The sequence below is a fragment of the Pseudomonas sp. NPDC085632 genome, assembly GCF_044541255.1.
Lineage (GTDB): Bacteria > Pseudomonadota > Gammaproteobacteria > Pseudomonadales > Pseudomonadaceae > Aquipseudomonas.
Genome location: NZ_JBITSX010000008.1, coordinates 68,984 through 89,087 on the forward strand (window position 1 = coordinate 68,984; position 20,104 = coordinate 89,087).

At 59.7% G+C, this 20,104-nt stretch carries 15 protein-coding genes; 5 read left to right on the top strand and 10 right to left on the bottom strand.

The window, feature by feature from the left end; translation table 11 throughout:
* Positions 1–4: 4 nt before the first annotated feature.
* On the top strand, positions 5–343 hold the full coding sequence (locus tag ACIF4X_RS09035; RefSeq protein WP_008079444.1) for a GlpM family protein: 339 nt from the start codon (positions 5–7) through the stop codon (positions 341–343).
* A 188-nt stretch (positions 344–531) separates the two neighbouring features.
* On the opposite strand, the gene ACIF4X_RS09040 is transcribed toward ACIF4X_RS09035, so the two are convergent.
* Both ACIF4X_RS09040 and ACIF4X_RS09045 read right to left on the bottom strand, forming a co-directional pair.
* Complete coding sequence (locus ACIF4X_RS09040; protein WP_397481841.1) at positions 532–1,197, bottom strand: DsbA family oxidoreductase; 666 nt, start codon at positions 1,195–1,197, stop codon at positions 532–534.
* A 166-nt stretch (positions 1,198–1,363) separates the two neighbouring features.
* Positions 1,364–2,398, bottom strand: coding sequence for an alpha/beta fold hydrolase (locus ACIF4X_RS09045; RefSeq protein WP_397481842.1), 1,035 nt, complete (start codon positions 2,396–2,398; stop codon positions 1,364–1,366).
* 217 nt (positions 2,399–2,615) lie between these two features.
* On the opposite strand from ACIF4X_RS09045, the gene ACIF4X_RS09050 reads away from it, so the two are divergent.
* Both ACIF4X_RS09050 and metR read left to right on the top strand, forming a co-directional pair.
* Entirely contained in the window at positions 2,616–8,171 is a 5,556-nt protein-coding gene (locus tag ACIF4X_RS09050) for a dermonecrotic toxin domain-containing protein (RefSeq protein WP_397481843.1), read from the top strand.
* 149 nt (positions 8,172–8,320) lie between these two features.
* Positions 8,321–9,238, top strand: coding sequence for a transcriptional regulator MetR (gene metR, locus ACIF4X_RS09055; RefSeq protein WP_007916739.1), 918 nt, complete (start codon positions 8,321–8,323; stop codon positions 9,236–9,238).
* A gap of 108 nt (positions 9,239–9,346) precedes the next feature.
* Here the strand turns inward: metR and ACIF4X_RS09060 are convergent, their stop codons facing one another.
* The 5 genes from ACIF4X_RS09060 to ACIF4X_RS09080 all read right to left on the bottom strand — a co-directional run bounded on the left by ACIF4X_RS09060 (position 9,347) and on the right by ACIF4X_RS09080 (position 13,460).
* Positions 9,347–9,844, bottom strand: coding sequence for a GNAT family N-acetyltransferase (locus ACIF4X_RS09060; protein ID WP_397481844.1), 498 nt, complete (start codon positions 9,842–9,844; stop codon positions 9,347–9,349).
* Between the two features lie 2 nt (positions 9,845–9,846).
* The gene (locus ACIF4X_RS09065; RefSeq protein ID WP_397481845.1) at positions 9,847–10,485 is read right to left on the bottom strand and encodes a LysE family translocator; all 639 of its coding nucleotides are present in this window, start codon (positions 10,483–10,485) and stop codon (positions 9,847–9,849) included.
* Between the two features lie 23 nt (positions 10,486–10,508).
* Positions 10,509–10,928, bottom strand: coding sequence for an NUDIX domain-containing protein (locus ACIF4X_RS09070; RefSeq protein ID WP_141128428.1), 420 nt, complete (start codon positions 10,926–10,928; stop codon positions 10,509–10,511).
* A 68-nt stretch (positions 10,929–10,996) separates the two neighbouring features.
* A complete protein-coding gene (locus ACIF4X_RS09075; RefSeq protein ID WP_397481846.1) occupies positions 10,997–12,322 on the bottom strand; it encodes an APC family permease in 1,326 nt (441 codons plus the stop codon).
* Positions 12,323–12,638: 316 nt separating this feature from the next.
* Positions 12,639–13,460: a carbon-nitrogen hydrolase family protein gene (locus tag ACIF4X_RS09080; protein ID WP_397481847.1), complete on the bottom strand. Its 822-nt coding sequence runs from the start codon at positions 13,458–13,460 to the stop codon at positions 12,639–12,641.
* Positions 13,461–13,585: 125 nt separating this feature from the next.
* Here ACIF4X_RS09080 and ACIF4X_RS09085 point away from each other — a divergent pair, with 125 nt between their 5' ends.
* Positions 13,586–14,386: a response regulator transcription factor gene (locus ACIF4X_RS09085; RefSeq protein WP_397481848.1), complete on the top strand. Its 801-nt coding sequence runs from the start codon at positions 13,586–13,588 to the stop codon at positions 14,384–14,386.
* Between the two features lie 158 nt (positions 14,387–14,544).
* Positions 14,545–16,164 (top strand): FMN-binding glutamate synthase family protein, encoded by a 1,620-nt coding sequence (locus ACIF4X_RS09090; protein ID WP_397481849.1) that lies wholly within the window; start codon positions 14,545–14,547, stop codon positions 16,162–16,164.
* Between the two features lie 36 nt (positions 16,165–16,200).
* Here ACIF4X_RS09090 and ACIF4X_RS09095 read toward each other — a convergent pair whose 3' ends face one another.
* The 3 genes from ACIF4X_RS09095 to ACIF4X_RS09105 all read right to left on the bottom strand — a co-directional run bounded on the left by ACIF4X_RS09095 (position 16,201) and on the right by ACIF4X_RS09105 (position 19,783).
* Positions 16,201–16,563, bottom strand: a complete 363-nt coding sequence (locus tag ACIF4X_RS09095; RefSeq protein ID WP_397481850.1) for a polysaccharide synthesis protein GtrA — start codon at positions 16,561–16,563, stop codon at positions 16,201–16,203.
* A gap of 115 nt (positions 16,564–16,678) precedes the next feature.
* The gene (locus ACIF4X_RS09100) at positions 16,679–18,163 is read right to left on the bottom strand and encodes a glucosyltransferase domain-containing protein (protein WP_397481851.1); all 1,485 of its coding nucleotides are present in this window, start codon (positions 18,161–18,163) and stop codon (positions 16,679–16,681) included.
* Between the two features lie 198 nt (positions 18,164–18,361).
* Positions 18,362–19,783 (bottom strand): amino acid permease, encoded by a 1,422-nt coding sequence (locus ACIF4X_RS09105; protein WP_397481852.1) that lies wholly within the window; start codon positions 19,781–19,783, stop codon positions 18,362–18,364.
* Between the last annotated feature and the right edge of the window lie 321 nt (positions 19,784–20,104).

A 20,104-nucleotide genomic window follows, 5' to 3' on the forward strand; every position in this document is an offset into this window, starting at 1 on the left:
CGACGTGGACCTGTTTTTCAAAGCCCTGTTGGGCGCCGCGGTGGTGCTGATCATCGCGGCGCTGTCGAAGACCAAAAACTACTACATCGCCGGGCTGGTGCCGCTGTTTCCGACGTTTGCGCTGATCGCGCATTACATCGTCGGCAAGGGGCGTTCGATTGAGGATCTGAAGACCACGATCGTGTTCGGGATGTGGTCGATCATTCCGTATTTTGTGTATCTGGCGACGTTGTATGTGATGGTGGACCGGATGCGACTGGAGGCGTCGCTGGCCGTCGCGGCAGTAGCATGGTTGATGGCCGCCACTGTGTTGGTGACTGTTTGGGTACGCCTGCACAGCTGACCCTCACCCCAGCCCTCTCCCGTAGGGAGAGGGGGCCGACCGAGGCGTCTTGCGTCTGACATCGACCTGAAAGATCCAGTCGACCATGGATTCGGTACATCACGTTCACGTCGGCGTATCACTCCAGCATCCCCCAATCAGTCCCCTCTCCCTCCGGGAGAGGGCTAGGGTGAGGGGCTTTTAGCTTTTCAGTTGACGGCACCACCCCGGGTGTCAGCCATAATCTGCCGAATCGCCCCGACAAACGTCTCCACCGGCTGCCCACCGGTGACCGCATACTGCCCGTTGAACACCACCGTCGGCACCGAACTCACCCCGCGTTGCAGCCACAGCTGTTCTTCTTCACGCACCTCATCGGCAAATTCGTCAGACGCCAGAATGGCCTCGGCCCGCTGACGATCCAGCCCGACACTTGCAGCAATCTGCACAAGCTGGCGATGATCCGACGGATTGCCGCCCTCACCGAAATAAGCCTTGAACAGCGCCTCTTTCAAAGCCAACTGCTCCCCTTCAAGCCCGGCCCAATACAACAAGCGGTGCGCATCGAAAGTGTTGTAGATACGGCTGTTGCCATCAGTGCGAAAGGCGAACCCGAGTTCAGCGCCACGGGCACGAATGGCTTCACGATTTTTCTGCGATTGCTCGGGAGTAGAGCCGTATTTTTCGTGGATGTGCTCGGCAATGTTCTGCCCTTCGGCACCCATTTTCGGATTCAGCTCGAACGGCTGGAAACGGATCTCGGCCTGCACTTCGTTGCGCAGGATTTCCAGCGCTTCAAGCAAGCCATACAAACCGACGACGCACCAGGGGCAGGAGACGTCGCTGACAAAGTCGATTTTCAGGGCGGAACTCATCACACACCTCGCGGGGGAATCGTGCGGGAAAGTTTGCACGATACACCTGCTCCGGATTATGTGGCGACCGTGATGTCCCCATCGCTGGCACGCCAGCTCCCACAGGTTCGGTGTGATCCTTGTGGGAGCTGGCTTGCCAGCGATGGGGACACAGCAGATTTCCCGGTTACAGCAGATTCGCGCCCACCACCGGCTCAATCTGCGCCCAGTGCGAAGTGTCTTCACGATGCGCCTGCAGATACGGCAGCACCGCCGCCAGCAACGGCTCCTTGAACGCCTCCTGAAACCGATGCGCCAGCCCCGGAATCAGCTTCAACTGACTGCCGCGAATGTGCGCCGCCAGATGCACGCCGTGCATCACCGGCAACAACGGGTCCGCCGTGCCATGCACCACCAGCGTCGGCACGCGCAATTGGTTGAGCAACGCCACCCGGCTCGGCTCGGCAAGAATCGCCATGATCTGCCGCTTCACGCCTTCGGGGTTGAACGCACGGTCGTAAGACAGCGCCGCCTGATGCAACAAGGCCTGGCGATCATCCGTCACCGCCGGGCTACCCAGTGCCGCCAGCAGATCAGCCTGTTGCTCCAGCGCCACCTGACGATTCGGTGCACCGCGTCGCGACAGCAACTGCACCAGCGCCGCACTCGGTGCCGGCAATCCTTCGGCGCCCGAAGTGGTCATGATCAACGTCAGACTCTCGACCCGCTGCGGCGCCATCGCGGCCATGTGCTGGGCGATCATCCCGCCCATACTCGCGCCCAGCACATGGAATTGCTCGACGTGCAACGCGTTCATCAAACCCAGCGCGTCATCAGCCATGTCGGTCAAGCTATACGGCGCCGCCACCGGCAGGCCGAGCTTGTAGCGCAACACTTCGAAGGTCAGGTTGGCTTCGGCCGGCGCCTGACGCCAGGTCGACAAGCCGACATCGCGGTTGTCATAGCGAATCACCCGAAAGCCCTGCTGACACAGCGCGACTACCACTTCATCCGGCCAGTGGATCAACTGTCCACCCAGGCCCATGACCAGCAGCAACGCCGGATCAGACGCACGGCCAATGCTCTGGTAAGCCAGGCTCACCTGCTGCAGATCGACGTGTTCAGTTGGCACATTCACATCGCAACGCGCTGCCGCCCATGCCGACGACCCGAAAAAAATCGCGGCCAACAAAGCCGCGACAGATAGAAAACCCTTAGCCATGAAAAACACCGAAACGCAGAACCCCAGTAGAGCGCGAGTCTGATGAAGTTTGTACAAGCGCGCTGCCACAGTTCCATGACAGTTTGATGAAGAGTGCCGAGCGGTCATGGTCGTTGGCTGCAAACAATATCTATGTACCGCCATCGCCTTGCGTGATTTGTCTTCAATGACGCGCTCAGGGACGGATTCCCCGCCCCGTCATGCGAGCCATGCCACCATGCCCGATCGCCTTGTTCTGGATGAACTCCCCGCACCCTCACCGTTGCCCGAGACCGTCGAGCACCTGCCGGAAACGATTGATGACAGCCTGTTGCAGCAGGCCAGCCACCGCTGGCGCGGCAGCCACGAGGGTTTACGCGAATTGTTTGCCGCCAGCCCGGCCCTGCGCGACAGCATTAATGAGTTGCTGCGACAACAACTGCAACTGGACGGTGAAACAAGCGGATTGCGTTTTGCTGCCACCGATGACGAACCGGCACACACCGTCAGCCTTACCGATGCCTGTGCCTTTGTCGCTCAACAGCCGACGCTGGAAAGCGATCTGGATCAACACTGTGATCTCAGCGGAATCAGCTCAGATCATGCGCTGTACGCTTTAAAGCCTGTGCAACTCCTTGAAAAGCTCAAATCGCTCGATCCGCGCAAAAGCCACGAGATTTGCTGGGCACAGTTCTGGGATGCGCGGGCGCCGCGCACGCCTGTGTCGCGACGTACCCGCGCCACGCAACTTTACCGCGCGCACTTCGAAGCCACCGCACACACGGCCCTCGCCAACCGGGTCATCACCGCCGCGCAACTCAAAACGCTGCAACAAATCATCGACTCAGGGCCGGACGCGCTGACAGTCGAGGGCCAAGCCATCCACACGGAAAAACTGGCACTGGTGCTGAGCAACGACAGCAAAGTCAAACTCCCCGGTGCTTGGGTCGTCAGCGTCGGCGATCTGGCCTCGGCGGCGCCACTGCTCTATCTGCCGTGCAACGCCACCTCGATCCAGGCCTTCAACACTCGCGCAGAAATGCAAACCTGGCTGGCCCGGCAGATACAGATCCCCACCGGACTGCCCAAGGAGATCCTGCGCGTTGACTACAGCGCAGCGCTCGACCCGATGGTCACCGGGGCCAGCGATCTGTTCGCCGACCGCCACCACGCGCAACTCGACGCCTTGAGCAATACCAACAAAGGCAAAACCGGGATCAGGGCGCACGGCGCGCGATCACTGGTACATGTCGATCTGATCGACCATCAGCGCAGCAGCGCGATCATCGTGGCCGCCCCGCCAAAACCGCTCACCGCCACCAGTGATATCGAAACGGTGGAGAAACCGCTGTTCGGCAGCCTGTCGGCCGGCATTCCACTGGCGCTACGACAAGCGACGCTCAAACGTCAACGCGATGCGCTCGAACGTTTGCAGGACAACGACGGTGACGGCTCTGGATATCGAGCGTGCAAGGAAGCGCTCAAAGCGCTGGAGGCAGCCGAACAAGCCGGCGAGACCGCCGCCACATCGCTGCTTTACCGCGACAGCGTGCTCGACGTGAGCACCTTCAACTCAGCGTTTTCGGCCCTTCGTAAGGCGCACCACGACGGCTTGTCTGCCGAAGGCAAGCTGCAAGCAACCTTGGGCCAACTCGACAGTGCCGAACACGATCTGCTCAAAGCCGTATTGGACACTCCCATTGCGGCTGACCGCGACACCCACATCACGGCGGCCAGCCTGACGTTGGTACTGACCGAGACCAAGGACGGCATCACTACGACGCAGAGCGAACCCCTCAAGGGCGCGCTGGTCATCGGAAGGCAAGCCGCCCTCTCGGACAGCACATCGACTTCCTGCCTGATGCTCTACTGGCCGGGCGCCGGCGGTGGCCTGCAGCGCTTTGCCGATCAGCGGACCATGGAGCGCGAGGTGTTCAGGATTCTGCACCAGGACAGCGATCTGACCCTGCAATTGAGCCCCCTTGCCACAGACCCGTTGCATCACTGCCTCAATGAGCTGATTGCCGACTTCGACGCGAAAGCCACAGGTCTGCGCGGTAAATCCGAACAGGCTGACGCGCTGGAAATTCTGCGCCAAAGCTGCCTCGCCAATCTGCAGGTGCCAGTACACGCCGCCAGAAGCCTGGCCTTCGCTCACCTGCTGGAGCAGGAACGCAGCGGCACCCTCGCCGGCCATCTGCCGGGCTGGCTGATCAAACTGAAGGAAAACGAGCGTAGCGGGCTGAAACAGAACATCGAGGCGTATATCGCGGCAATGCGCGAAAGCCACGCGCTCATGACCCTCGCGCTGGAACCCCGTGACGACTTCACCCGCCGCCACCTGCACGCCCGACTGCGCAAGGACTTTTCCCTTGAAGGCCACTTCTCCATCCAGGTCGAACTGCCCGACTCGACCAAGACCGAACAGGTACCCGTGTCGGGGCCTGGTGGAATCAGCAAGACCACGACCATTGTGCCGAGCAAAAACCGCAGCAAAATGTCGCTGGAGGACCTGGCCCAGCTCAATATCGACAACGTCCATTCAGTGCTCAATGACTCACTCTCGCAGCGTCTGATTTTCCTGAGGCTGGAGGTCACCGCGACGCTGAAAAAGGATCGCACTCGCCTGCTCAACGGCATCAACCTGACCTACCTGCGCAAAGTCCTGCCGGAACTCGACCTGCCCAAAGCCTATGAACAGAAAATCCACGATGCCTTCAGGGGCGCCACCAGCGAGTCGGAATTCGTCAAACAACACCGCCGGGAAAGCCTGATCGAGCCTTGGCGCCTGATGCTGAAAATCCAAAGCGAAAATGCGCGCCTGCAAAAACACCTCAGCCCTGATGAAGCCGCGCTGCTGAACATCGCCATCGATGCCAACACCACCGAGGCGTGGCAAGCCAACGGCAAGCACCTGGTTCTGTTGCCGGTGTCGCTGAAAGTCGGCGGCAAGGACACCCCCGGCGAAGGCCCGGTAACGCTGTCCGGCGTCAGCCTGATCGAAGAGCAGATCAGCGGCGTCACCCTGTTGTACCTGCCAGACAGCCACGACGGGCAGTTTTTCCGCCGTTACGACACGCTCGAAGCGGCGCGCAAAGGGCTGTTCACGTTGTGCGGGAGTGACAAGTGGATCGAGTACCTGGCGAACAGGGCTTTGCAGGGCAATGTCCGGGCCCATATCAACCGTATCGGTCAGGCCGTGGAAAAAAACTTCGATGCCATCATCGAAGTCGGGGTGAGCTGGCCCGCGACTACTTCGTTCGCCGCGCACCTGCTCGACGCACACATGGGACGCTTGATCGAAGCCCATCGCGGTACCTCGCGCTCCAACGATGAGCTGTTCTTCGAGCGCTACACCCTGAAAGGCCCGCGCGCCTTCAACTACATAAAAATGGCCTTGGGCATGGTGCCCTTCGTCGGCAGTGTGCTGGCGCTTTATCAGGCCTGGACGGCTGCGAATCAGGCCGTCGTCGCGTTCTTGCGTGGCGACGTGGCTGACGGTCTGGCGGAAATCGAGTCCATGCTGCTGTCGTTGATCGACGCCCTCATGGATCTGCTTCCGGGCGAAGCGGTGGCCTCGACCCTCTCACGGACGACACGTGCATTGACACAGGCCCGGCAGCTCCACGCGGTGCTCGGCAATGTGGCGGCGCTGCACGGCAAGTCGCAGCGTCAAGCCAGGCATGTGCTGACGCGCTTCAAGGATTACGAATATGAGAAGCCGATTTCTCTGACTGGCACAGAACCGGCCAGCCACGGCCTCTACCGCGGGATCTACCGGCATGCCGACGGCGACTTCATTGAGCGTCAGGGCCGCCTCTACCAAGTGGAACTGAGTCGGGATTCGCGCAGCTGGCGCCTGTCCGGCAACTCGCGAAAAACCTACAAGCAACCGATCGCCCTCGATGAAAGCGGGCACTGGGACACCTGGTTCGGCGTTTACGGGACCGCCCTGGAAGGCGGCGTGGTGGGTGGCGGCAATGTCGGCGGGCGCCTGGTCGAAACATTCGACCCTTACTGGCCGCCGGTGATTCGGCAACGCTTGCCGCGCTGGCTGGTGGATCGAAACTTCCGCCGTCACCATCAACTGACCGCCGCCGCTGATGACCTGGCCGATCGATTGCAGCGCAGGGGGAGAAAAAGCGACGAGGTGCTCAATGCCTACCGCGAAGCCCCGGAAGTGGAGCGCATGGCGATGTGGCCAACTGTCGAAGCCGCTTGTGTTGGCGATATCCAGGTGGCCAAACAGCGGTATGAGGTGTTGACCGATTTGACTGCGCTGACTCAGGGCAGAAAACGCAAGGCTGTCGCCCAAATGCAAAGCAAGACTGCATGGCTGTTGACTGACCGTTATCGGCGCCGCGCCATCCACCTGTCGCATAACATTCACGGCATGACACGCGCCATCAAACGATTGAAGCAGCTACATAATTCGCTGCCAGGCGATGCAGTAGTCGAGCGTTTGAAACACATTGAAGAGATACGCGCCTTTCGTGTCGAGATCGTCAACAAGCTCGAACAGTTGGCGGAACTCAAAGACCAGGTCAATCACTGGTATGAACGCATGCATGTCAAAGACCGGCCGAAAATTTCGGCATTGGTCAATAACACCAACACCCGCCACAGTGATGCTCTCTTGCTGTACCTGAAAACTTCCCAACGCATGGAAATCGTCAAAAAAATCGGCAGCCCTGACGATGCGTCGTGGCGCTATTTTGTAAAAGTGGCAGACCCCCTTCGCAATAAAATCGATGAGCGCCTGTACCGCCAGTACGACCTGCCAAACATTCAGAGCACGACCGCCGAACGTCATCGCATTCTTCAGGAAAGCATCGACGCCTGCGTCGAGTTTCGTCGCGAGATGGCCGTCTGGACCGCCAGCTATCCGCAATTCTTTCATCTGGACGTCGTCGAGCCCTTGCTGGAAGGCATTGATCGCTTGGCTGATCGGGCGCGTGCAGCGTTCAACAAGCCCCCCGAGCCCAGGGTCGCCGGGCAACCTCTGCAGCGCGTGTTCATCACTGATGACAACCAATTGCATCATGGTGTGGAGCAATGGGACAACGTCACCAATTCCCGTCGATATAAAAGCACCGGGGCGGGGGGCTATGAGGAAATCTATGAACAGGGCGCCGATGGCAAATTACGTCTGATCAACCCGCAACCCGCATCTGCCCGGCCGCCTGCGGGGTTGAATCTGACCACCCTGGTCAACGAGGCACAGCAACGTCTGGATGACGTGGCAACTTACCGTGCGAAAGTTCAGAGAAACGCCAACAAGGGCATGCTCCCCATCGACCTGGAACACATGATGAAAAGTCGGGCGGGGGAACTCACCACTCGCGCCGACGATATCGCTGCCAAGTCTGCCCAACACTCGATCATCCAGCGATTGCGCGATCAGGCGAGCGAACTGATCATCGAAGGTCGTGCCATCCGTACCCAACGCTCATTGACCAGCCGAAAGCCTACCGACGGCATGCTCGATGACCTCATCGGTCAGCATGCGGTCCAGATCCGCAAACCCCTTCCTGTGCAGCGCCTGGCTGACTACGAAGGCAAACCCAACTACCTGCAGGAATATGAGGTCTGGGATATCACCCTGGAGCCTGCGCAATTGCTCTGGTACGTGCATTTCCATTACCGCTCTGCCAGCCGCCCCCTGCGCAAATTCGAAAGAGCCCATTTGAAACTGCCAGAGAATCGCCTGTTGACTCACGCTGACGACCCGACCCTGCTCGATTCCAGAATCACCGAACAGTCGATTGTTCTGAAGCATTTCGAAGAACTCTGAAGAGAAGGCGTGCCAGTCGCCTGGAGAACTGCAGAGCCACCCTCCGGCAGTTCTCCAGGAAAACCAGGCAGCGTTATCGACAGCCCGGCAAACATGAGACAGACTCAACGTTTCCGTATTGATCACAAGTTTTCCTCATGGAGCCATCGGTGCTTGAAATCCGCCACCTGAAAACCCTGCATGCCCTGCGCGAAGCCGATAGCCTCGTCGATGCCGCCGACCGTTTGCACCTGACACAGTCAGCGCTGTCCCACCAGTTCAAGGAGCTGGAAGAACGGCTGGGCATGGCGCTTTTTGTGCGCAAGACCAAGCCAGTGCGATTCACCAGCGCCGGTTTGCGCCTGTTGCAACTGGCGGATGCGACCCTGCCGCTGCTGCGCGCCGCCGAACGGGATATCGGCCGTCTGGCCGGTGGCACCGCCGGGCGTTTGCACATGGCCATCGAATGCCACAGCTGCTTTCAGTGGCTGATGCCGACCATCGACCAATTCCGCGATGCCTGGCCGGAAGTCGAACTCGACCTTGCTTCGGGTTTCGCCTTCGCACCATTGCCAGCGCTGGCGCGGGGTGATCTGGATCTGGTGGTGACCTCCGATCCACTGGAGATCGCCGGCATCACCTATGTCCCCCTGTTCACTTACGAAGCCATGCTCGCGGTGGCCAATCAGCACGCGCTGGCGAGCAAGCCGTACATCGTCCCCGAGGACCTGCTGACGGAAACCCTGATCACTTATCCGGTGGAGCGCGATCGCCTCGATATCTTCACGCGTTTTCTGGAACCGGCCGACATCGAGCCGGCGCAAGTGCGCACCTCAGAGCTGACAGTGATGATGATGCAACTGGTTGCCAGCGGCCGTGGCGTCTGCGGCATGCCGCACTGGGCATTGCATGAATACAGCTCACGCGGTTACGTGAAGGGTAAACGGCTGGGGGAAAAAGGCTTGTTCGCGACGTTGTACGCGGCGATCCGCACCGACATGCTCGATGCACCGTACATGCGCGATTTTCTGCTGACGGCGAAAGACACGTCGTTCTCGACCCTGGACGGTGTCAGCGCCGTTCGCTGAACCCTGTGGGAGCGAGCTTGCTCGCGAATGCAATGGGTCAGTTGCCAACGTTGCTGACTGACACACCGCATTCGCGAGCAAGCTCGCTCCCACAAGGGCGGGGTGATATCAGATCTCGCGCCACATGTGGATCTTGTCGAAATAGTCTTCGCCCACTCGCACCGCCAGCGGTTCGAGGCCGTACTGGATGAAGCCGCAGCGCTGGTAGAGGTTGAACGCGGCTTTATTACCGGCGGTGACGGTCAATTGGATGAGTTTCAGGAAGGGATGGCTTTGCGCTTCGGCGATGGCCGCCTGTACCAGTTCAAAACCCAAACCGTGCTGACGAAAATCCGCCGACACATACATGCCAAATAACGTGGCTTTGTGTCGGGCCTTCTCGCGCGGCTCCAACGCCAGGCCCACGATCCCGGCCAACGTGCCGGCTTCGAACGCGCCGAGAACGACGTCGAGCTTGTTGGTCAGGCGCCCTTCCCACCAGCTCAACGGCATCACCGCACGCTCACGTACGCTGGAAGTGAACGCCTGCGGATGACGGTCGTAGGCTTCGAGCATCAGCTCGCGGTAAGCCAGGGCGTGGCTGGCGTCCAGCCGTTCGATCCACATGCTCAAGCCGTCCTGCGTTGTTCAAGCATCAATCGCACCGCGAGAGCACCCAAGACGAATCCCATGAAGTAACGCTGCAGCACCAGCCATGTCGGGTTACGCACAAACCACGAAGCAATGCCCGCCGCGAACAGTGCGATCAGCAAATTGACGCAAAAACTGACGCTGATCTGGGTCAGGCCAAGAATGATGCTTTGGGTGAACACAGAGCCGTGTTCTGGCGTGATGAATTGCGGAAACACCGAGAGGTAGAACACGGCAATTTTCGGGTTCAGCGCGCTGGTGAGAAAGCCCATGGTGATCAGCTTGCGCGACGAATCCGCCGGCAATTGCTGCGCTTCGAACGGCGAGCGCGCACCGGGTTTCAGCGCTTGCCAGGCCAGCCACAGCAAGTAGAGCGCGCCGGCCCATTTCAGCACTTCGTAAGCCATCGGCACGGCAAGAAACACAGCGGTCAGACCGGCCGCCGCCGCGAACAGATGCACAAAGAACCCCGCCACCACGCCAAGCAACGACGTCACCCCGGCCTTGCGTCCCTGACAGATCGAACGCGAGATCAGGTAGATCATGTTCGGCCCCGGCGTCAGCACCATCAGCAAGGCAGCAGCGGCGAAAATCAGCAGGTCTTGCAGCGGGATCATGGCAAAGTCCTTTGCGAGAATGATCAGGCGATGGCCGTCAATGATTGGCGATAAAACGGCAGGATCAGGTCGCGTGTCAATGGCGCCAGCTCGACTGCTGGATCAGTGGTCGGATCGACCCAGATCACCTCTTCGATTTCCGCCGCCGGAGTGACTTCACCATCGATCGTCAGTTGAAAGATTTCGGCTCGTACAACAAATCCAGGCTCGTTGGCCGCGGGGGCGGAAAACTGCCCCAGAAATGCAGCCTGCGTCAGGTCGATTTGCAAGCCCAACTCCTCTTCCAGCTCACGCGCCAGCGCGTGCACCGGCAACTCATGCGCTTCGATCTTGCCGCCCGGCTGCATGAACGCCGTGGTCCCGCGTTTGCGCACCAGCAAAGTCTGCCCTTGAGGGTTAAGCAACAGCGCAGCGGCAATATCAATAGTGGAAGAAGTCGACATACGAAAAATCCTTGGCGCAAAAGCGCCAAGGATCACATGTCGGTCAACGGTGTGCCAAGCCGCAAGGCTCACGTCGCTTCCTGGAAATCCATCTCCGGCGGCTGCCGGCGGAAACCACCGGTGAGCACCGCCAGATACACCACGCCGATCGCCAGCCAGCTCAGGCCCAGATAAACCGCCAAGTGATCGAGGCTGACCATCAGCCACAAATCCGCGACCAGCCCAATGAACGGGAAGAGCAAAAACAGCACCAGCTCACGCGGGCCTTTTTTCTCGCCGCCGATCCAGTAATGGAAGATCACCGAGAGGTTGACCAGGCTGAACGCCAGAAACGCGCCGAAGTTGATGAACGAAGTCGAGGTGGTCACGTCGAGCTTCAGCGCCAACAACGCCACCACGGCGCAGAGCAGGATGCTGTTGACCGGCGTACCGAAGCGCACGTGCAGCGTACCGAAGAACGACTTCGGCAGGACGCCGTCGCGGCCCATGGCAAACAGCAACCGCGAGCCGCTGGCCTGCGCCGACAGCCCCGAGGCGAATTGGCCGACAATCAAGCCAATCAGAAAGATCGAGACGAACAGATCGCCACCGATGTTGCGCGCGATTTCATAGGCCGCCGAATCGACGCTGTCGAACTGGAACGACGGATGCGCAATCTGCACGAAGTATGAAACGCCGACGAAGATCAGCCCGCCGATCAAGGTGATCAGCATGATCGCGCGTGGGATGGTGCGGCGTGGGTCGTGGGTTTCTTCGGTCAAGGTGCTGACCGCATCGAAACCGAGGAACGAATAGCAGGCAATCGCCGCGCCGCTCATGATCAGCGGCATGTGCATGTCGCCGTTGAAGAACGGTTTGATCGACCACAACGGTGTAGTCGCATCGCCACCGATGTAGTGCACGCACAGCGCGACGAAAGCGATCAGCACAAGGAATTGCACCAGCATCAGCAAGGCGTTGATGCCGTTGGCCAGTTTCAGGCCAATGATATTGATTGCGCTGGTGATGCCGATGAACGCCAGCACCCAGATCCATTGCGGGATCGACGGGAACGCCGATGCCAGATACGCCGCACCGATCAGCCAGATCGCCATGGGCAGAAACAGGTAATCGAGCAACACCGCCCAACCGGCGATGAAGCCGAGTTTCGGGCTGATCGCCTTGCGCACATAACTGTAGGCGGAACCGGCGACGGGGAATGCGGCGGCCATGCGCCCGTAGCTCATGGCGGTGAAGAACATCGCCACCAGCGCCGCCAGATACGCGGCGGGCACCATGCCGGCGGTGGATTGGGCGAGGATGCCGAAGGTGCCGAGGACAATGATCGGCGTCATGTAGGCGATGCCGAACAGCACCACCGACCCTAATGAAAGGGTGCGTTGCAAACGAGCCATGGGCGACTTACTCCGAATGTTATTGGATTTATGGCAGAGCCGGGTTCGGCGAATGTTTTCGGGTGTGGCTTTGTTGTTCTGGTGTTGTTTGAGTTTTTTGTTCGGCTTGAAATCTTTTCCCCCTCACCCCAGCCCTCTCCCCCAAGGGGGCGAGGGGAAAGGGAGCCGATCTCCGTGGGTTTCAAATGCTGAGTTCGACTCGAATTTGCAGGTTCAAACCCGGAATACGACTCGGTATTTCAGGTCGGCGTACCTCGAACAATCAACTCGGTCAGTCCCCTCTCCCCCCGGGAGAGGGCTAGGGTGAGGGCAGCGATCAACGGCGTGGAATCAACAACTCACGAACACCATCGCCGCGCTCCACCACCTCCCCCGGCAACTTCAAGCGCTGATCATCCAGATAGCGGTAATCCCTGCGCGCAATCTCCAGTTGAGCGAAATCCAGCTCGACGCTGAACGTCCCTGCTTCACGCCCCGCTTCGAACAGCAACGTCCCCAGCGGATCGACCAGCGCGCTGCCACCGGCAAACATCAAACCGTCATCCCCCGCTTCCACACGATTGACCATCAGCGCAAACGCTTGATTCTCCTGCGCGCGGGCCATGATCGCGGTGCGGTGAGTCGGCGCGTACGGGTCCATGTTGCCGTTGGTCACGATCAGCAGCTCGGCACCCAGTTGCGCCAAGGCACGTGCCGACTCCGGAAACTCGATGTCGTAGCAAATCAGCAAGCCAACGCGCACACCGTTCCACTCACAGGTGGCGTAGCGGTCGCCGGCCTCGAACACGCCGCGATCCGACGCCCACAGGTGGGTCTTGCGGTATTTCAGGGCAATACCTTCAGGGGTGATCAACAACGTGGTGTTGTAGAAGCGACCGTTGTCGTTCTCGGCCATGCCGATCACCACCGCGATGCTGCGTTCGCGCGCGGCCGCCAGCACGGCGCTGACAGTCGGACCGTCGAGCGATTCGGCGGTTTGCGCCACGGTTTCGGCCGTAGGGAAACCCATCAGGTGGGTTTCCGGGAACACGATCAAATGCGTGTCGGCCGCGCACGCGGCAATCGCGGCCAAGGCGCGTTCGAGGTTGTAAGCCGTGGCATTGTCACGGCCCGCCAGTTGGGCGAGTTCGACTTTCATGGGCGTTCCTTGTGATGAGCGTCGGGCGCTGAAAGATTGCCCGGTGGCTGTCTGTGGGCCAGTATGCGCAGCAAGCAGCCGGCCAGGGAATTACGCGGCCGGGGTAACCCGATAGGGGTAGATCGATGGCACTATCGTTTGACGACATCACTTGGCACCGCGCCGTCGGGCAACTCATCGATGCGCTCGACAAGCCGAACTTCTGGGCACAACTGGTGCGTCTGCTCGACCAGTACGTGCCGTTTGATAGCTGGGTGGCACTGCTGTTCAGCGCCGATCAACACCCACAGGTCTTCGCCGAATGCCCCGGCGAAGACGGCAGCCCCGATCAGTTGTTTCAGGATTATCTGCGCGGCTTGTATCTGCTCGACCCGTTCTACATCGCCTGCCGCGAGCAATCGCGCACCGGCCTGTATCGCCTGTCAGAGGTGGCGCCCGAGCATTTCGAACTGACCGAGTATTACCAGCGATACTTTCGTCTGAATGTCGTGGCCGACGAAATCCAGTTCAATTGTCAGCTCGAAGGCGATCGCACGTTATGTCTGTCGCTGGGCAGTGAAAAACGTTTCACTGGCGAACATATCGCCTTGCTGTCATTGATCCAGCCTTGGGTGCTGGGCCTGCTGCGCCAACGGCTTCCGTATGAAATCAACGAAACCGTGGCGCTTGCCGCCGCCCCTGTCCGGGCAGACTGGCGGGTGCAACTGGAAGCGTCGGTGCAACAACTCAAGGGCGCGCAGTTGACTGCCCGCGAGCTGGATGTCGGGCGTTTGATGCTCAGCGGTTGCTCCAGTAAAGAAATCGCCCGTAAGCTGGAAATCTCCGTAGAAACCGTGAAAGTCCATAAGAAACACATGTACAGCAAGCTGGGGATCAAATCCCAGTCCGAGCTGTTTTCGATTTTTCTTCAGGCGCAAAACGCCTGACACAGCGCGATTTACGCTTTTTTGTGGGAGCGAGCTTGCTCGCGAAGGGGCCATCACATCCAACATTCATGTTGGCTGATCCACTGTATTCGCGAGCAAGCTCGCTCCCACAAAGAACTGCAGCGCTGATTATTCCGAGTCCGAACCAAGGAAACCGTATGAGCCTGTCACTCCTGAGCCGCTACGCCTTCTTTGCCGTCTGCGTGATTTTCACCCTCGCCAGCCTGCCTTTCCTCGAACACGACTGGCTGTGGCCGATCACCGCCGTTACCGGAGTCCTGAGCCTGATCGGTCTGTTCGACCTGCTGCAAAGCCCGCACGCGGTGCGCCGCAATTACCCGATCCTCGGCAACATCCGCTATCTGGTCGAAGGCATCCGCCCGGAGATCCGCCAGTACCTGCTGGAGTCCGACAGCGACGCCCTGCCCTTCTCCCGTGCGCAACGTTCGCTGGTCTATTCGCGAGCGAAAAACGAAACCGCCGACAAACCGTTCGGCACGCTGATCGATGTCTATCAATCGGGCTTCGAGTTCATCGGCCACTCGATGCGCCCGGCGCCGTTGAGCGACCCGAGCAGTTTCCGCGTCACCGTCGGCGGCCCGCAGTGCAGTCAGCCGTACTCGGCGTCGGTGTTCAACATCTCGGCGATGAGCTTCGGCTCGCTCAGCGCCAACGCGATTCGCGCGTTGAACCAGGGCGCAAAACTCGGCAACTTCGCCCACGACACCGGCGAAGGCAGCATCAGCCCGTATCACCGAGAACACGGTGGCGACCTGACCTGGGAGCTGGGCAGTGGCTATTTCGGTTGCCGCACCAGTGACGGCCGCTTCGACCCGGAACGCTTCGCTGCCCAGGCGCAGAATCCGCAAGTGCGGATGATCGAAATCAAGATGAGCCAGGGCGCCAAACCCGGCCACGGCGGCATTCTGCCCAAACACAAAGTCACCAAGGAAATCGCCGAAACCCGCGGGATCATGATGGGCGAAGACTGCGTGTCGCCGTCCCGTCACAGCGCGTTTTCCACGCCGCTGGAAATGATGCAGTTCATCCAGCAACTGCGTGAACTGTCCGGCGGCAAACCGGTGGGTTTCAAGTTCTGCCTCGGCCATCCGTGGGAGTTCATGGGCATCGCCAAAGCCATGCTGGAAACCGGCATCCTTCCCGACTTCATCGTCGTCGACGGCAAGGAAGGTGGCACCGGCGCCGCACCGGTCGAGTTCACCGACCATATCGGTGTGCCGATGCGCGAAGGTCTGTTGTTTGTCCACAACACCCTGGTCGGCCTCAACTTGCGTGACAAGATCAAACTCGGCGCCAGCGGCAAGATCGTCAGCGCCTTCGACATCGCCAGCGTGCTGGCCATCGGTGCCGACTGGGCCAACTCCGCGCGCGGCTTCATGTTCGCCATCGGCTGCATTCAGTCGCAGAGCTGCCACACCAACAAATGCCCGACCGGCGTGGCGACTCAGGACGCCTTGCGCCAACGTGCGCTGGTGGTGCCGGACAAGGCGCAGCGGGTGTTCAACTTCCATCGCAATACCTTGAAAGCGCTGGCGGAAATGCTCGCGGCGGCCGGGCTTGAACATCCGTCGCAACTGTCGGCCAAGCACTTGGTGCGACGCATGTCGGCGACTGAGATCAAACTGTTCTCGCAGTTGCACGTGTTCTTGAAACCGGGGGAATTGCTCACCGGGGAAGTCAACGGCGAGTTCTATTCGCGGATGTGGCAGATGGCGCGGGCGGACAGTTTCGAGCCGCAGGAAGTCGCGGCCGCGTAACGGCCAATGCGCCGGTCTGCACAGTGGGCTGGCGCGTTACTCCTGATGCTCGCGCAACAAGACAAACCGGAAAAACAGGTAGCCTGCCAACAGATTGAGCAGCGTGAAAGACGCCACGGTGACCCATCCATGCCAATGCTGTGCATCGGCAATCGAGCCGATGGCAACACTCACCCCGCCCATCCCGCCGATAAATAACAGATAGCCGAGCAGCGACGTATTGCGCTCGAAGGTATACAGCACATTCACGTAAAACGAGAACGCAGCGGCCACGCAAAACGCTGCGAAATTACTCGCGGCTTGAGTCAGCCCCGCTGCGGTGCACAGGACAAAAAATATCTGCCAGTGAATCAGTCCATCGGCGAGGCGGATCACAGTCAATGCAGAGAATCCTTTCATCTCGGTTCCTTGCCAAAGCCGTTTTTGGCGAACAGCCAACCTAGGTCATCACGCGCTGGCGGTCTACTGTCAGAAATTACAGGTACAGGGCTGATTGCGACGAACGGTCAGCGCTTCACCACTGCAACAACCGTCCGTGCGGCGGCTCTTTCATCACGATAAAGCCATAATCGCCAAGCAGATAAATGCGGTAATACAGACTTTCCACCAGCGCTGGATAACCCCGGTAGCCAACGTGGGTGGCGTTGCGTCGCTCACGTTCGGCCACCACATTGGTGATGCCCACCGAGGGCAGGTTTTCCGCGAGCATGTAGTAATCGACATTCAGCAGATAACGCAAAACCGGCAGTTGCCTGAACGATCCCTCGGCACTGGCCAGCCAGCGCTCGGAGTAGTTGATCGACAGGTAAATGCGCTTCGCTTCCCGTAGCTCGCGATGAGCGGCGATGTCGTGACCGAGGCTGTACAGCGCAGCCGCGGCGAAGGTTTTCTGCATCGTCAGCACGCGGCCGTAGGCAAAGGACAGCGACAACGTCGCCAGCAGCGGGATGATCAGCAGCAAGGGCAACAAGCGGTGATGTGGCGCCAGCGCCAGACGGGCGAGATAGAACAGAAATACCAGCAGCACACCGAAGCCTATCAATGTTCGCGCGCCCTCATTGAAGTCGCGAAACAGCAACGTGATGCCCGGCACCAGCAATACCAGCACCGCGAAAGTGGCCAGGCCGAGGATCGCATAGCTCGCGCGCCGCTCCATCCCTGCGAGACGCGTCAGTCCCCAGAGTGCAAAAAGCACCAGAGCAGCAAATACCCAAAGATATCCACCGTGAAATAACAGCGCGATTTTTTCCAGCACGCGGCCGATGTTGGTGATGATTTGCAGTAATGGATGCCCTGCCCTGTCGAGCAGCTGCGCTTGCCGCGAGGCCGCCATGAACGGGTACGCGGTGACGCCATAGATTGCGACGCCAAGACCGAGCTGCGCAAGCTTGCTGCCAAGCAAATGCAGGCCCTCCGTCCTCGAGACTCGCCGGTGCAGCGCCCTGAGCAGTTCCACACAACACAAGCCCAGAAAGACGTTGACGCTGATCTGGTACAACCCGATGCCCACTGCAATCAGTGCCGACGGTACCAGCCAGCGTTGCACCCGCGTCGAACCGTGAAAGGTGATCGCGCAGACCATCGCCACCAGACTCAAGGCCATGCTCGGCCCGTCATACTGATAGGAGAAATTCTGTAGCAGGAACGGGTTGTACCAGAGCGGCAACGGCACCAGACAACAGGCCAATGTCGGTTCGGCAAAGTAGTGAAACGTCAGACGGGTCAGCGCCAGACTCATCGCCACCGTGGCGAGCAGCAACGGCAAAGGGAAGATATCCGGCGCAGCGCCGGTGAACGTCAATACTTGATACAGCCAGTCGGCAAACAGCCGCCCGTACCCGGCCCACGCATTGCCCGCGGCCAGCGCACGCCAGTTGTCGTCGATGTAGGGAAAGTCGGCGAGGATCAACGGCAGAACATACAACCCGGTCGCCAGCACAAAGAACAGCAGGACCTGGCGCGGGCCGAGTTCGCGAACGACAAAATCGCTGATCCTCATCGCTGCGCCTCTATTCACTACCGCGCCAAGTGATACAGGTACAGGTTTGAACCTCAGCGTCGGGTTTGTATCGCTCTTTCTGACCGGCGGTAAAACGGCAAAAGATCGCAGCCTGCGGCAGCTCCTATAGGGTGAGATTCTCTGTAGGAGCTGCCGCTGACTGCGATCTTTTGCTTTTTCGCTGGCGTGATTTACAACTTACGACGCCGAACGCACCGCACCTTGCGCTACGTTGGTCGGTTGCAGCTTGAACACGTAAAACAACACCGTCAGCAGCACCAGGAACGCCGGGCCCACATACAGCGCCACGCGGGTGTCCGGAAAGTACGCCATCAGGCCCACCACCAGCACCAGAAATGCCAGCGCGAAGTACGAGCTGACCGGGTACAGCCACATCTTGTACTTGAGGCCGGCACGTTCGCTGGCACTCAGGCCTTTGCGGAATTTCAGCTGGGCGAGCAGGATCATCACCCAGGTCCAGATCGCGCCGAAGGTGGCAATCGAGGTCACCCAGACAAAGACTTTTTCCGGCACCAGATAGTTGAGCAGAACGCCCACCAACAAGGCAGCGATCGACAACAACAATGCACGACGCGGCACACCATTATTCGACGTCTTGGCAAAACCGGCCGGCGCCTGACCATTTTGCGCCAGGCTGTAGAGCATGCGCCCGGTGCTGAAGATGCCGCCGTTGCACGACGACAGCGCCGCCGTGATCACCACGAAGTTGATGATGCCGGCGGCAGTCTTGATGCCCAGACGTTCGAAGGTCATCACGAACGGACTGCCCTGAGTGCCGATTTCATTCCACGGGTAGATCGACAGGATCACGAACAGTGCGCCGACGTAGAACAGCAGAATCCGCCAGAACACCGAGCCGATCGCGTCAGGAATGGTCTTTTGCGGGTTCTTCGCTTCACCGGCGGTCAGACCGATCATCTCGACGCCGAGGTAGGCGAACATCACCATTTGCAGGGACATCAGCACGCCGGTCACGCCGTTGGGCATGAAGCCACCGTGGGCCCACAGGTTGGAAATCCCCAGCGCCACGCCATCATTGCCGAAACCAAAGGCGATGATGCCGACGCCGCCGATGACCATGGCGATGATGGTGACGATCTTGATCAGGGCGAACCAGAACTCGAATTCACCGAAGGCCTTCACCGCGATCAGGTTGACCGAGCCCATGCTGATCAGCGCCGCGAGGGCCCAGATCCAGCGTGGCACATCGGGGAACCAGATGCCCATGTACACGGCCACCGCCGTGATTTCCGCGACGCAGGTCACCAGCCACAGGAACCAGTAATTCCAGCCAGTGAGGAAGCCTGCCAACGGGCCGAGATAGTCTTGCGCGTAGCGGCTGAAGGAGCCGGCGACCGGGTTGTGCACGGCCATTTCGCCGAGGGCACGCATGATCACCAGGATCGCCAGACCACCGAGAATGTAGGACAGCATGATCGCCGGGCCGGCCATTTCGATGGCCTTGGCGGAACCCAGGAACAGCCCGACGCCGATACAGGCACCGAGCGCCATCAGGCGAATATGCCGTTCGCCGAGTTCGCGTTTGAGCGGACCGCCCTGAGCGGTGTCGCCGTGAGGCAGGTGATTGCCAACTGGCATAGGGGTGCAACCTCGTCTTGTTATTGGATATGACCACCGAGTGTCGAAGCGTCGGCCGATAAGCCTTGGCTGGATATGAAACCGCGCCTGCTTTGTGGGCAGACGCGTCTTGCAGGGCAACCTGAAAGATCAGCGGGGCGTGCAGTATAAAAAGCCTTGGGCAGGAGTTTTCACTCTATAAGTCACAACATTCAGCGACAACTCTCGGTAAAAGCCCGGTATGCCGAGAGGCATTCCCTGCTTTACGTAGGATTATTCGCCGCCGAAAAAGCCGCCGAGTATTGCACAGCATTGGTGCATCGTCATGTGTCCGCTTGGTCA

Coding starts and splice junctions, on each gene's coding strand:
- ACIF4X_RS09045 (WP_397481842.1), bottom strand. CDS start 2,398: ATGGCTAAGGGTTTTCTATCTGTCGCGGCTTTGTTGGCCGCGATTTTT.
- ACIF4X_RS09060 (WP_397481844.1), bottom strand. CDS start 9,844: ATGTGGATCGAACGGCTGGACGCCAGCCACGCCCTGGCTTACCGCGAG.
- ACIF4X_RS09085 (WP_397481848.1), top strand. CDS start 13,586: ATGGCACTATCGTTTGACGACATCACTTGGCACCGCGCCGTCGGGCAA.
- ACIF4X_RS09075 (WP_397481846.1), bottom strand. CDS start 12,322: ATGGCTCGTTTGCAACGCACCCTTTCATTAGGGTCGGTGGTGCTGTTC.
- ACIF4X_RS09040 (WP_397481841.1), bottom strand. CDS start 1,197: ATGAGTTCCGCCCTGAAAATCGACTTTGTCAGCGACGTCTCCTGCCCC.
- ACIF4X_RS09080 (WP_397481847.1), bottom strand. CDS start 13,460: ATGAAAGTCGAACTCGCCCAACTGGCGGGCCGTGACAATGCCACGGCT.
- ACIF4X_RS09100 (WP_397481851.1), bottom strand. CDS start 18,163: ATGAGGATCAGCGATTTTGTCGTTCGCGAACTCGGCCCGCGCCAGGTC.
- ACIF4X_RS09105 (WP_397481852.1), bottom strand. CDS start 19,783: ATGCCAGTTGGCAATCACCTGCCTCACGGCGACACCGCTCAGGGCGGT.
- ACIF4X_RS09070 (WP_141128428.1), bottom strand. CDS start 10,928: ATGTCGACTTCTTCCACTATTGATATTGCCGCTGCGCTGTTGCTTAAC.
- ACIF4X_RS09050 (WP_397481843.1), top strand. CDS start 2,616: ATGCCCGATCGCCTTGTTCTGGATGAACTCCCCGCACCCTCACCGTTG.
- ACIF4X_RS09090 (WP_397481849.1), top strand. CDS start 14,545: ATGAGCCTGTCACTCCTGAGCCGCTACGCCTTCTTTGCCGTCTGCGTG.
- ACIF4X_RS09065 (WP_397481845.1), bottom strand. CDS start 10,485: ATGATCCCGCTGCAAGACCTGCTGATTTTCGCCGCTGCTGCCTTGCTG.
- ACIF4X_RS09095 (WP_397481850.1), bottom strand. CDS start 16,563: ATGAAAGGATTCTCTGCATTGACTGTGATCCGCCTCGCCGATGGACTG.